The 12,561-nt window shown below is 61.8% G+C and carries 14 protein-coding genes; 2 read left to right on the forward strand and 12 right to left on the reverse strand.

What is annotated here, in order from left to right:
• The 11 genes from PSH73_RS04270 to PSH73_RS04320 form a co-directional block, all read right to left on the reverse strand.
• Window positions 1-480: a DUF2878 domain-containing protein gene (locus PSH73_RS04270; protein WP_057958305.1), complete on the reverse strand. Its 480-nt coding sequence runs from the start codon at window positions 478-480 to the stop codon at window positions 1-3.
• Entirely contained in the window at window positions 473-1,744 is a 1,272-nt protein-coding gene (locus PSH73_RS04275) for a cyclopropane-fatty-acyl-phospholipid synthase family protein (protein ID WP_057437758.1), read from the reverse strand. Before PSH73_RS04275 ends, PSH73_RS04270 begins: the two co-directional genes overlap by 8 nt.
• Complete coding sequence (locus PSH73_RS04280) at window positions 1,731-2,534, reverse strand: DUF1365 domain-containing protein (protein WP_057958306.1); 804 nt, start codon at window positions 2,532-2,534, stop codon at window positions 1,731-1,733. The genes PSH73_RS04275 and PSH73_RS04280 overlap by 14 nt, the downstream gene beginning before the upstream one ends.
• The gene (locus PSH73_RS04285) at window positions 2,531-3,778 is read right to left on the reverse strand and encodes an NAD(P)/FAD-dependent oxidoreductase (RefSeq protein WP_057958307.1); all 1,248 of its coding nucleotides are present in this window, start codon (window positions 3,776-3,778) and stop codon (window positions 2,531-2,533) included. The genes PSH73_RS04280 and PSH73_RS04285 overlap by 4 nt, the downstream gene beginning before the upstream one ends.
• Window positions 3,775-4,557 carry an SDR family oxidoreductase gene (locus tag PSH73_RS04290; protein WP_057958308.1) on the reverse strand — a complete coding sequence of 261 codons (783 nt, stop codon included), beginning with the start codon at window positions 4,555-4,557 and terminating at the stop codon, window positions 3,775-3,777. The genes PSH73_RS04285 and PSH73_RS04290 overlap by 4 nt, the downstream gene beginning before the upstream one ends.
• Complete coding sequence (locus PSH73_RS04295; protein WP_057437765.1) at window positions 4,554-4,976, reverse strand: nuclear transport factor 2 family protein; 423 nt, start codon at window positions 4,974-4,976, stop codon at window positions 4,554-4,556. The genes PSH73_RS04290 and PSH73_RS04295 overlap by 4 nt, the downstream gene beginning before the upstream one ends.
• Window positions 4,969-6,414, reverse strand: a complete 1,446-nt coding sequence (gene phrB / locus PSH73_RS04300; RefSeq protein WP_198792285.1) for a deoxyribodipyrimidine photo-lyase — start codon at window positions 6,412-6,414, stop codon at window positions 4,969-4,971. The genes PSH73_RS04295 and phrB overlap by 8 nt, the downstream gene beginning before the upstream one ends.
• Window positions 6,414-7,349: a MerR family transcriptional regulator gene (locus PSH73_RS04305; RefSeq protein ID WP_057437769.1), complete on the reverse strand. Its 936-nt coding sequence runs from the start codon at window positions 7,347-7,349 to the stop codon at window positions 6,414-6,416. The genes phrB and PSH73_RS04305 overlap by 1 nt, the downstream gene beginning before the upstream one ends.
• A gap of 3 nt (window positions 7,350-7,352) precedes the next feature.
• Window positions 7,353-8,312, reverse strand: a complete 960-nt coding sequence (locus tag PSH73_RS04310; RefSeq protein ID WP_057958357.1) for a DUF523 and DUF1722 domain-containing protein — start codon at window positions 8,310-8,312, stop codon at window positions 7,353-7,355.
• Between the two features lie 122 nt (window positions 8,313-8,434).
• Window positions 8,435-8,650: a TIGR02450 family Trp-rich protein gene (locus tag PSH73_RS04315; RefSeq protein ID WP_057437771.1), complete on the reverse strand. Its 216-nt coding sequence runs from the start codon at window positions 8,648-8,650 to the stop codon at window positions 8,435-8,437.
• Window positions 8,647-9,633, reverse strand: coding sequence for an NAD(P)/FAD-dependent oxidoreductase (locus PSH73_RS04320; protein WP_057437773.1), 987 nt, complete (start codon window positions 9,631-9,633; stop codon window positions 8,647-8,649). The genes PSH73_RS04315 and PSH73_RS04320 overlap by 4 nt, the downstream gene beginning before the upstream one ends.
• A gap of 197 nt (window positions 9,634-9,830) precedes the next feature.
• On the opposite strand from PSH73_RS04320, the gene PSH73_RS04325 reads away from it, so the two are divergent.
• Window positions 9,831-10,730, forward strand: a complete 900-nt coding sequence (locus PSH73_RS04325) for a TIGR01777 family oxidoreductase (protein WP_186625433.1) — start codon at window positions 9,831-9,833, stop codon at window positions 10,728-10,730.
• 14 nt (window positions 10,731-10,744) lie between these two features.
• The gene (hemH, locus tag PSH73_RS04330) at window positions 10,745-11,767 is read left to right on the forward strand and encodes a ferrochelatase (RefSeq protein ID WP_057958311.1); all 1,023 of its coding nucleotides are present in this window, start codon (window positions 10,745-10,747) and stop codon (window positions 11,765-11,767) included.
• A 63-nt stretch (window positions 11,768-11,830) separates the two neighbouring features.
• Here hemH and PSH73_RS04335 read toward each other — a convergent pair whose 3' ends face one another.
• A complete protein-coding gene (locus tag PSH73_RS04335; RefSeq protein ID WP_057958312.1) occupies window positions 11,831-12,550 on the reverse strand; it encodes a DUF4198 domain-containing protein in 720 nt (239 codons plus the stop codon).
• Window positions 12,551-12,561: the final 11 nt, after the last annotated feature.

Genomic DNA, 12,561 nt, shown 5'->3' on the forward strand with positions numbered 1-12,561 from the left:
TCAGCGCGCGAGCCGGTGCAGGCCAGGAAATACCACAGCCCACAGCAGTGCGATGGCCGCCAGGGTCGGGGCCGTGGCAAACCCGAAGCTCACGCCTGCCAACTGGCTACCGGCGTAGTACGACAGCGGCCCGCCCACTGCTCCCAGCAGGCTTGCGCGCCACCAGGGCCGGGCGCTCCAGGCCAGGCAGTGGCGCAAGGTAGTCGCCAGCAGCGCCCACAGCAAGATTAACCACAGAGGAATCAACGGGCCTGGATCACTGAATTCAAATACACCGGCCGTGCGCAACAGTGTGTCGAGCAGGGTGCCCAGCACGGTCACGCTCAAGATCAACCGCCCTTCAACGGCCCACGAAGTTATCCACAGCAGGTGGATTGCCAGCACGCCCAGCCCGAGCAATAACCACAGGCTGTCGCCACCCATCACACAGGCAAACCAGCCGCACTGGAACAGCGCGGCATTGGCCAGGTTTTTAAGCATTGAAGCGCCCGAGCAGTGGTTGTGTCACCGCGCCAGGTTTGGCCAGGAGCAATTGCGCGGTGCCGATGGTGCGTTCCATAAAACCACCTTCGCAGTAGCACAGATAGAACTCCCACAACCGCAGGAAGTATTCGTCGTAGCCCAGTTCCGTGAGGCGGCCATGGGCACGGCGAAAATTCTCATGCCACAAGCGCAGGGTTCGCGCGTAATGCAGGCCGAAGTCTTCCATGTGCAGCAGGTTCATATCGGTGTCGCGACTGACGATCTGCAACATCTTCTGTACACAGGGCAGGGCGCCACCGGGGAAAATGTAGCGCTGGATAAAGTCGACGCTGCTCTTGGCCTGTTCATAGCGCTGTTCGCGGATGGTGATTGCCTGCAGCAGCATCAGCCCGTCGCTCTTGAGCAAGTGCGCGCATTGCTTGAAGTAGGTGGGCAGGAAACGATGGCCCACGGCCTCGATCATTTCAATGGACACCAGTTTGTCGTACTGCCCGCTCAAGTCGCGGTAGTCCTGCAACAGCAATGTCACCTGATTTTGCAAACCCAGGGCCTGGATGCGCTGTTCGGTGTAGGCAAACTGCTCTTTGGACAAGGTGGTCGTGGTGACCCGGCAGCCATACTGCTGCGCCGCGTACAGGGCCATGCTGCCCCAGCCGGTGCCGATTTCCAGCAGGTGGTCCGAAGGCTTGAGCGCGAGTTTCTGGCAGATGCGTTCGAGCTTGTTGAGCTGCGCCTGTTCCAGGGTGTCGTCGGCGGTGAGGAACTGCGCCGCCGAATACATCATGGTCGGGTCGAGAAACTCCTGGAACAGGTCGTTGCCCAGGTCGTAGTGAGCAGCGATGTTCTTTTGCGAGCCCTTGCGGGTATTGCGGTTGAGCCAGTGCAGGCCCTGGGTGAATGGGCGGGCCAACTTGGCCAAGCCGCCTTCCAGGGCATCCAGTACTTCAAGGTTGCTGACCATCACCCGCACCACCGCGGTCAGGTCCGGGCTGCTCCAGTAACCATGAATAAACGCCTCGCCGGCGCCGATGGAACCGTTGGCGGCTACCAGGCCCCACACCGCCGGGTCGAGGATCTGGATTTCCCCCAGCAAGTGCGCCTCCCGTGCGCCGAACACCTGGCGCTCACCGTCCTCGACCACCACCAGTTGGCCGTGACGCAGGTTGCCGAGTTGACGCAGCACGGCCTTGCGCAACAACGCGCCGGTCAGGCCATTGACGTTCAGGCGATTGGATTTGACCGATAAGCTAGGGGATTTCATGGCGGCGATCCTTGGGATACCCAGTTGCACAGGCGCCATCGGCGGCCTGATGGGGGAAAATCGGTGTGCGTTTAAGCAGCAAGCGCAGGGCTTGCCAGTAAATTGCCAGGCCGGTCTTGGCGGTCATCCACGGGAAGCGCCACAAGTAGCGATGCAGGCTGGCGCGGTCCAGGGCTTCGCGTTGCAGGCTCAAGGTGGCGTCGAACACCTTGGTCTCGCCCTGCCAGTCGGCCATATGCACCCCCAGGCGCTGGCCGGGTGGGCTGAAGCTCATGCGGTATTCCAGGTCCCGGGGCAAGAACGGCGACACATGAAACGCCTTGGCCACCGCGAAATGCTGGTGCTCGCCGCCCGCCAGGGCGCGGGCCGGCAGCACGTAGTGATAGCGTTCGCGCCATGGGGTGTTGGTCACTTCACAGACAATCGCCGCCAGTTGCCCATCAGCCTCGAAGCAGTAAAAGAAACTCACCGGGTTGAACGCCAGGCCCCAACTGCGGACCTGGGTCAGCAGGCAGACAGTGCCCTGTGGGGTATGCCCCAACGCCGTACTGACCACCTGGCGCACGGCATCAGTCAAACAGGTGCCGTCGCGGGTCAATTCAGGCAGGTAGTCCTGCTGGCGCAATGAAAACGGCGCGAAGCGGCCACGGCCGGCGAACGGCGACAGCCCCAGCACCTGCTCCTGTTCGCTGAGGTCCAGGTACAGCAGGCCGATGCGATAGCGAAACGCATGCCCCTTGGCGGTAAATCGCCGATGGGCGATCCAGCCACTGTAGAGGGCGCTGTTCACAGGGTTTCCCCGAAGGCCTGGGCCACGCGCAGGGCACTGACCACGCCGTCTTCATGAAAGCCGTTGGCCCAGTAGGCCCCACAATAATAGGTGTGCTGGGCGCCATGCAGTTCTTCCCAGCGCGCTTGCGCCGCCACCGCCGCCAGGCTGTATTGGGGATGGGCATAGGTGTAGCGGGCAAGGATTTTCAGCGGGTTGATAATTGCTGTCTGATTGAGGCTCACGCAAAAGGTGGTGGGGCTGTCGATGCCTTGCAGGATGTTCATGGCGTAGGTGACGGCCGCTGGCTTGTGCATACTGGCGTCCAGTCGATAGTTCCAGCTGGCCCAGGCCAGTGGGCGATCGGGCAGCAAGCGGGTGTCGGTGTGCAGGGCCACGTCGTTGTCGGCGTAGGTTATCGCCCCAAGAATCTGCTGCTCAGCCTGGCTCGGGTCGTTCAGCAGGGCCAGGGCCTGGTCGCTGTGGCAGGCGAAGACAACCTTGTCGAAAATTTCACGGCCATCGGCACTGTGGATGACCACACCTTCCGGTGTGCGCTCGACTTTTTGCACCGGGCAGTTGAGGCGGATCTGTTGGCGAAACGAATCGGTCAGGGGCTCGATATAACGGCTGGAGCCGCCCTCGATCACACACCACTGCGGCCGATTGTTCACCGACAGCAGGCCGTGGTTCTTGAAGAAGCGCACGAAGAACTGCAGCGGAAACCCCAGCATGTCCGCCAGGGGCATCGACCAGATCGCCGCGCCCATGGGCACGATGTAGTGCCGGATAAAGCGCGGGCCGTAGTTGCCCGCCTGCAGGTATTCGCCCAGGGTCGTCTGTGCGCTGATGCGTTGCTCCTGCAAATCCAGCGGCGCCTGGCGATTGAAGCGCAGGATATCGCGCAACATCCCCCAGAAGCCGGGGGACAGGATATTGCTGCGCTGGGCGAACAGGCTGTTGAGGTTATTGCCGTTGTACTCGAGGTTTTCCTCTGGGGCACAGACCGAGAAACTCATTTCGGTCGGTTTGAACGGCACGCCGATCTGCCTCAGCAAACGGATGAAGTTGGGGTAGGTCCAGTCGTTGAACACAATAAAGCCGGTGTCCACCGCGTAATGTCTGTCATCGACGGTCACGTCTACCGTATGGGTATGGCCGCCAATCCGGTCGGCGGCTTCGAACAGGGTGATGTCGTGGCGGCGACTGAGCAGGTAGGCGCTGGTCAGCCCGGAAATCCCACTGCCGATAATGGCGATCTTCACAGGTCGTCCTTTTGTGGCGGTGGGCTGCGCAGCATGCGCTTGCCGATGATCAGTTGCGCGCGGTTCGGCAGTTTCGACAAAGGCCAGAGGGTGGCAATAAACAGTGCCGGGAAGGCGATCTCCAGTGGGCGTTTTTCCAGTTTGCCGAAAATATGCCGCGCTGCTTTGTCGGCCGGCCAGCTCAAGGGCATCGGGAAGTCGTTGCGTTCGGTCAACGGCGTATCGACGAAGCCGGGGCTGACCACCGTGACATCAATGCCTTCGGGAGACAGGTCGATGCGCAGCGATTCAAACAAATAGCGCAGGCCCGCCTTGGACGCACCGTAGGCTTCTGCGCGGGGCATCGGCAGGTAGGTGACGGCACTGGCGACGCCCACCAGGTGCGGGGTTGACCCGGCGCGCAGCAGCGGCAATGCGGCTTCGATGCAATAACTGCTGGCCAGCAGGTTGGTGCGCACCACGTGTTCGATAATCGACGCGTCGAACTGCTTGGCATCCACATATTCGCAGGTACCGGCATTCAGGATCACGGTGTCCAGGGCACCCCAGGTTTGCATGATGTGCTCGCCGATTTCCCGGACCACTTGGCTGTTGGTCAAGTCACCGGGGACCACCAGCACTTGCCCGGGGTAACGTTGCGCAAGTTGCTCCAGCGGCGCCTTGGTGCGCGCACTCAGCGCGACCTGCGCCCCACTGCCGAGCAACTCTTCGGCCAGGGCCGCACCGATACCGCTGCTTGCCCCGGTCAGCCAATAACGGCGTGGCGATGTCAGGCTCATGCCATTCTCCCTTTCAACCAACGGATCAACCGGCCGAGTACCGGCAGGTGTTCGTAAAGCAGCGCTCCGGCATCAAAGTAATCGCGGTGCCGGTAAACCTTGTCGTGCCATAACAGGTGAGAGCAGCCTTGCACCTGAATCTGTTGGCCGCCCGCCAACCGCGGGTGGCAAAAGCTCATGGTCCAGCGCAGGTAACCTTCGCCTTCGGCTACGTGGTCGAAACCGTGGAAGTCAAAATGCAATGGGTCGACGTTGCTGTAAAGCTCGGCAAAGTACGCCTTCAGCGCGCTGATACCGTGGACCTGGTGCAGTGGATCGGTAAACGCTATGTCCTGGCTGTATAGGCTGTCGAGCCGGTGCAGGTTGTGTTTGTCCAGGGTGGCGAAGGACTCGGCGAACTGGCGCAGGAAGTCACTCATACACACCCCCTGCCACCTGGCGTGAGGGCAGGGCACGAAAGGCCGCCAGCGCCCGCTCGCGGGAAGACTTCAGATCGACGATGGGCCGTGGGTAGTCGGCCACGCCAAACAGCCCGCCGACAGCGTCGGGGTTGTGCACTTCCTTTTTGTTCAATCCCGCCAGTTGTGGCAGCCACTGCTTGATAAAACGCCCTTCGCCATCGAATTTCTCGGACTGGCTCAACGGGCTGAAAATCCGGAAGTACGGTGCCGAGTCGGTGCCGGTGGACGAACTCCATTGCCAGCCGCCGTTATTGGCCGCCAGGTCGCCGTCGATCAAGTGGCGCATAAAAAAGCGCTCGCCTTCGCGCCAGTCGATCAGCAGGTTCTTGGTCAGAAACATCGCCACCACCATGCGCAGGCGGTTATGCATCCAGCCGGTTTCCAAGAGCTGACGCATCGCGGCATCAATGATCGGCAGGCCGGTGCGTGCCTCTTGCCAGGCGGCCAGATCAGCGGGAGCGTGGCGCCAGGCCACAGCTTCGGTTTCCGGGCGAAAGGCACGATGGCGCGACACCCGTGGGTAACCCACCAGGATATGTTTGTAGAACTCGCGCCACAGCAACTCGTTGATCCAGGTGATTGCGCCGATGTCGCCGCTTTCGAATTCACCCTGGTTACTTTGCAGCGCCGCATGCAGGCACTGGCGTGGCGAAATCACGCCGGCGGCGAGGTACGCAGACAGTTGGCTGGTGCCGGGCTTGGCCGGGAAGTCGCGTTCATCCTTGTAATAGCTGATTTGTGCGTCGGCAAACTGGGCAAGGCGTCGCTGCGCCTCGTCTTCACCGGCCGGCCAAAGGGCGCGCAGGGTGTCGCTGGGCGGGGCAAATCCCTTGACCTGCTCGGGAACTGCATCACTGGCGAACGGCAGCGCGGCCTGCGCCTTGGGCGTCGCCACCCGGCGCGGCAGGGCACTGTGCAGGCGGTTGTAACAGACCTTGCGAAACTGGCTGAACACCTGGAAGTAAGTGCCGGTCTTGGTCAATACGCTGCCAGGCTGGAACAGCAATTGGTCCAGATAGCTGTGAAACCCCACCCCGTGTGCTTCCAGAGCCTGGGCCACGGCGGCATCGCGCCGGCTTTCGTGGATCCCGTATTCTTCGTTGGTGTGCACGCTCTCGACTGACAGGGCCTGGCACACCTGCACCAGTACCTGTGGCACCTGGTCCCAAGTGTCGGCATGGCGGATCAGCAGGGGAATATTCAGCTCTCCCAGGGCCAGGCTCAGGGCCTTGAGGTTGCGCAGCCAGAAGTCCACCTTGCACAGCGCATCGTCATGGGCCAGCCACTGATCGGCGGTAATCAGGTACACCGCCGCTGTTGGGCCGCGCTGGCAGGCGGCAGCGAGGGCGGTGTTGTCATGCAGGCGCAGGTCGCTGCGCAGCCAGATCAGATGCATTAGAGAAGCCCACGCTGGATCAGGAGCTGATGGGCCGACAAGGGGTCTTCGGCCAGCACCAATTGAGGGGTGTCCTGGGTTAATACGGATAACTCGGCTTGATGGATGCACACCGTTGGTCCGGCAATCAGGATCGGGCAGTGGGTGCCGCTCAGCAGTTTCGGCAAGGTCGCTAAATGGAGGGCCTTGCTCGAGTACAGCAGCACGGCGCGCGGTTGCAGGTGCTCGACAGCCAGGGCCAGTTCGCCGGTGGGCAACGGCCAGTCGAAAACTTCCACCGGGCAATCGGCGCTGCTGGCCAGCCAGGCGCTCAGCCACAGGTGCGGTTCGAGCGGCAGGTCGGAATGGTTGATCAGCAACAATGGCGGGCCGTTGAGCTGGCGGTTGTTGTGATACATCCGTGCGCCGAACTTGCTGCGCAGCCAGGAATGGAAAAACACCCGCTCCGTCTGCGCGCCGAACTGGCCTTGCCAGCGCTGCTCCAGCTCCTTGAGCAGTGGCAACAGCAGTTGCTCGCACAGGGTACGCGGTGGGTAAAGGGCCATGGCCTGGTTGAACACGTCGTCGACCCGGCGCTCGGCCAGTTGACCGATGGCCTGGATCAAGGTCTGGCGCAGGTTCTGCCATTCGTTTTCGACGCTGTCGTCCACCGGCTGGGCGTTGTCGATCAACTGCTTGACCTGGCTTACCGGTACGCCTCGGTTGAGCCACGTCAGGATAGTCTGGATACGCTGCACATGGTCGGCGTTGAACAGCCGATGGCCCTTGGGCGTACGCTGCGGCACGATCAGGCCGTAACGCCGTTCCCAGGCGCGCAGGGTCACCGCGTTGACCCCGGTCTGGCGGGCCACTTCGCGAATCGGCAGCCAGCCTTGTTCCAGGGCCAGGGCCACATCTTCGACGGGTTGGGCAGGGGGTTGCGGGGAAACATTCATGGGTTAGATCGCATTACGCAGGCTGAGATTTTCCGGATGCGGTTGCAGGTAGGCCTGCTGCGCGATGTAGCGGTCCGGGTGTTGGCGAAAGTGATGCTTGAGCAAGGTCAGCGGCACGACCAGCGGCACGATGCCTTGCCGGTACTGGCTGATCAGTGCCTGCATTTCCTGTTTGTCTGCGGCGCTCAGGGCCTGCTTGAGGTAACCGCTGATGTGCTGCAACACATTGGAATGGGTGCCACGGGTGGCGCACTTTTTCAGAGCCGTCATCAGCTCGCTGAAATACTCGGCGGCCAGCACTGGCAGGTCGCAGTCCTTGCTCATGCTGCCCAGCAGGTTGCCCAGGCTTTTGTAGTGGGCCGGACTATGGGCCATCAGCAGGTATTTATAGCGCGAGTGGAAGGCCAGCAACTGGTGACGGGTCAGACCCTGCGCCAGCAATTGTTGCCATGTGGCATAGACAAAGACCCGGGTCAGGAAATTTTCCCGCAGCACCGGGTCGTGCAGGCGGCCATCTTCCTCCACCGGCAGGTTGGGATGGCGTGCGCAGAATGCCTGGGCATAGATGCCGCGCCCACCGCCCTCGGCCGGGGTGCCGTTGTCGCGGTAGACCTTGACCCGTTCCAGGCCGCAGGACGGTGATTTCTGCATGAAGATATAGCCGCACAGGTCCGTATGTTCGGCGGCCATGCGCTGGCCGTACTCATCCAGTGCGCCGGTCACATTCAGTTCGCGGTGGACTGTGCCCACGGCTTGCGGCTGGAGTGGGTCGCCCACCAGGCGAATCGGCTCACGGGGGATGCCCAGGCCAATAGCGACTTCGGGGCACAGTGGCACGAAGTCGAAATAGTCACTGAGTGTCTGGCTGCACAAGGGGGATTGTTTGTGCCCGCCGTTGAAGCGCACGTTTTCGCCGAGCAGGCAGGCGCTGATGGCGATTTTTGGTTTGCCGGTGACGGACACGTTGCAGGACATGGCAAAGCCTCGACAAGATTCCTGTACAGTTTATGTTTTCTGTACAACTAATCTCATCATAGGTTTTGCACTGTACAAGTCAAATAGTTTGTACAAGTTTTTTGATGAGGTTATTGCCAGCCCATTTTCCAGCGCTCGGCATCTTGCAGGCTCTGCCAGGTCAGGCGTTCTCCGCGCCGGGTCAAGACGGCTTGCAGTTCAATCTCCAGTACGTTGTCTTCTTCATCGCGAAACAACTCGGTGACCAGGAAATGTTTTTCCTTGTTTCGCGGGTGGGTTGCTGTCCATTTGGAGAGCAACAGTTTTGTTGGATTGATGCGGTTCATTGCAGGTGTCCGAGCAAGCGCCGCGCGGCTTCCTGGCCGCTGAGCCACGCGCCTTCGACCCTGCCTGACAGGCACCAGTCGCCACATACGTACAGGCCCAGGTCGGCATCCGCCAGTACTCCCCATTCATGGCTGCCCGCCGGTCGGGCGTACAGCCAGCGGTGGGCGAGGCTGAAGGAGGGCGCCGGCATGCTGCAATGCAGCAATTCGGCAAAGGCGCCGTGCAGCAATTCGATGATGGCTTCCTTGGGCAGGTCCAGGTGCTGTTTGCTCCAGGCACTGGTGGCGTGCAGGATCCAGGTATCTGGCGTGGCGTCACGCCCTGGTTTGCTGCGGTTGCGGGCCAGCCAGTCGAGGGGGCTGTCTTGTACGAAGCAGCCTTCCATCGGCGTATCCAGCGGCGTGTCGAAGGCCAGGGCAATGGCCCAGGTCGGGTCCATTTTTACCCCGGCTGCCGTGCTCGCCAGTTTCGGCGCCGCGGCCAGCAGGGCCGTGGCCTGGTGCGCCGGGGTGGCAATGATTACGTGGCTGAAGGGGCCATGGTTGCCACCGTCGGCGTCCAGCAGGTTCCAGTGTTGCTGGCCCTGGAACACTTCGGTGATACGGCAGCCGAACTCCACCGGCAGGTCGTCCAGCAGTGCGCGGGTGATGGCGCTCATGCGCGGGGTGCCGACCCAGCGGGTCTGCTCATCGGGAGAAGGGCTCAGTTGGCCGGATTGGCAGTTGTAGAGTTGCGGTTCCCACTCGGCAACCCAGCCATTGGCTTGCCAGCGTTGTACTTCATCGACGAAGCGTCGGTCGCGGGCGGTGAAGTACTGCGCGCCAAGGTCCAGTGTGCCGGCCTCGCTGCGCTTGCTGGACATGCGCCCGCCACTGCCGCGGCTTTTATCGAAGAGTTGGACGGCGTGCCCGGCATCTTTTAACGCTCGGGCGGCCGAAAGTCCGGCGATGCCGGTACCGATGATCGCGATGGGAACAGTCATGGGAGGCCTCGTTTTACCTTTGGGTACAGACTACGCCGACACCAATAGCTGTACAATATTGTTTTTTGGTATAAGTTTCGGCATGCCTTAACGTGTGGCGTGGCCTATGGTTAAACGTAGGTCGCGCCCGATTAAAAAGATCCCTGCTTATAAAATAGACCAGCGATGCCCGGCCAACGTTACAGGAGGAAGATCTCATGCATATTTTGCTGACCGGCGGTACCGGTCTGATCGGCCGCCAGCTTTGCCAGTACTGGAGCGCCCAGGGGCATCAGTTGACGGTATGGAGCCGCAATCCCGCGCAGGTCGCCACCCTGTGCGGTGCGCAGGTGAAGGGCGTTGCCCGTTTGCAGGATGTAACGCAGCCGGTGGATGCTGTTATCAACCTGGCCGGCGCGCCGATCGCCGACCGGCTCTGGACCCATAAACGCAAGGCATTGCTGTGGAGCAGTCGGATCAGCCTGACGGAAACCTTGCTGGCCTGGCTTGAAGGCCTGGCGGTAAAACCTGCGATGTTGATTTCCGGGTCGGCGGTGGGCTGGTATGGCGATGGCGGTGAGCGCGAGCTGACCGAAGCCAGCGGCCCGGTGCTGGACGATTTTCCCAGCCAGTTGTGCATTGCCTGGGAAGAAACCGCCCAGCGCGCCGAGGCCTTCGGCCTGCGGGTGGTGCTGGTGCGTACTGGCCTGGTGCTAGCGGCCGAGGGCGGCTTTTTGTCGCGGTTGTTACTGCCCTTTAAACTGGCGCTGGGCGGGCCTATCGGTAACGGTCGGCAGTGGATGCCGTGGGTGCATATCAAGGATCAAATCGCCCTGATTGATTTTCTTCTACACAAACCTGACGCCAGCGGTCCTTATAATGCCTGCGCGCCCCAGCCGGTGCGTAACCGCGAGTTTGCCAAGACCCTGGGCCAGGTGCTGCACCGCCCGGCGTTTATGCCGATGCCGGCGTTTGCCTTGCGGGTGGGTTTGGGCGAGTTGTCCGGCCTGTTGCTGGGCGGGCAGAAGGCGCTACCCGAGCGGTTGTTGGCCGCCGGTTTCACTTTTCAGTTCACTGAGTTGCACGCGGCCCTGGACGACTTGTCCAGCCGCCTCTAGAGATAGGATGTTGCATGACGGATCACGCGTTGTTACTGGTCAACCTGGGCTCGCCGGCGTCCACTTCGGTGGCCGATGTGCGCAGCTACCTCAATCAGTTCTTGATGGACCCGTATGTGATCGACCTGCCATGGCCGGTGCGGCGCTTGCTGGTGTCGCTGATCCTGATCAAGCGTCCCGAGCAGTCGGCCCACGCTTACGCCTCGATCTGGTGGGACGAAGGCTCGCCGCTGGTGGTCCTCAGTCGCCGCCTGCAGCAGCAGATGACCAGCCAATGGACCCATGGCCCGGTGGAACTGGCGATGCGTTATGGCGAACCGTCGATTGAAAGCGTGCTGACCCGCCTGGCCGGCCAGGGCATCCATAAGGTCACGCTGGCGCCGTTGTATCCACAGTTTGCCGACAGCACCGTGACCACGGTGATCGAAGAAGCGCGGCGGGTGGTGCGCGAGAAGAAACTCGACCTGCAGTTCTCGATCCTGCAACCGTTCTACGACCAGCCGGAATACCTCGATGCCCTGGTGGCCAGTGCCAGGCCGCATTTGCAGCAGGATTACGATCACCTGCTGTTCAGCTTCCATGGCCTGCCGGAACGCCATCTGAATAAACTCAACCCCGGGCATTCCCTGGACGGTGCGGGCGACTGCTGCGCCAATGCGTCGCCTGAGGTGCGTACCACCTGTTATCGCGGGCAATGCTTCAGCGTCGCCCGCGACTTTGCCGCGCGCATGGGCCTGCCTGAGGGTAAATGGTCGGTAGCGTTCCAGTCGCGCCTGGGCCGGGCGAAGTGGATCGAACCCTACACCGAGGCCCGCCTGGAGGCTCTGGCTCAGCAGGGGGTGAAGAAGTTGCTGGTGATGTGCCCGGCGTTTGTCGCCGATTGCATCGAGACCCTGGAGGAGATCGGTGATCGCGGCCTGGAACAGTTCCGCGAAGCCGGGGGCGAGGAGTTAGTGCTGGTGCCGTGCCTCAATGATGATCCGCAGTGGGCGGCGGCACTTAACACCTTGTGCGAAAGAGCGCCCGTCAGCCTCTAATGTGGCGGCTTGTGTGGGAGCTGGCTCCCATACAAGCCAGTTCCCACATGGCTTCAGCGGGCTTTACTCGTGATGGGGCTGGCCAAGAAAGGTCAGTGAGCTGAACAGCGCGCGGATGTGGACCTCGCCGTTATCTTTGACCGGCACTTGTGCCTGCGCCGCAATCACATTCAGCGCTTCATTGCGCACCAGTACCTGGGCCCGGCCATCCTTGTCGGTCTCGGTACTCAAGGTGTTCGGCGCGCTGCGGTAGTCGCCAATCAACTTGATTCCGGCGGCGGGCTTGCCGTCGATCAGCACCCGTACAGGCAGCGATTGGCCTGGGCCGACGGTCAGCGGGTCGACTTCGGGCACGATCACCATCCTCAACTGATCCAGCTTGGGCAGTTTTGCCCCGGCCTGATAGATCGCCAGGCTGTACTTCAGGGCCTGGGTCGTTTCGACGGCGCCCGGCACCTGGCTGTGGCCCTTGTTCACCCATTTCTTGTCTGGGGTTTGCGTCCACAGGCCGTTATCAAACGCCACGGCCAGCACCGCAGGAGATTTGAGCGGTTGCAGGCGCGCCTGGTCGTCCAGGCGTTGTACGGTCACCGGGATCATCCGGCCACTGGCGTCATAGGCCCAGGCGCCGCTGACTTTCCTGGCCTTGAAGGCTTCGTCTTCGGCACCGTGGCCATAGACCACCTCGATATGCCCCCGGCGTTGCTCGGTCCACAGACCGTGGGCCGATACCTGGGTGGCGAACAGCAGGCCGAGCACGGCCAATGATTTGAGCGCTTGCATGGTGAGGTCCT

Origin of the sequence: Pseudomonas sp. FP2294 (genome assembly GCF_030687625.1) — a bacterium.
In the GTDB taxonomy this organism is placed as follows: domain Bacteria; phylum Pseudomonadota; class Gammaproteobacteria; order Pseudomonadales; family Pseudomonadaceae; genus Aquipseudomonas; species Aquipseudomonas shahriarae.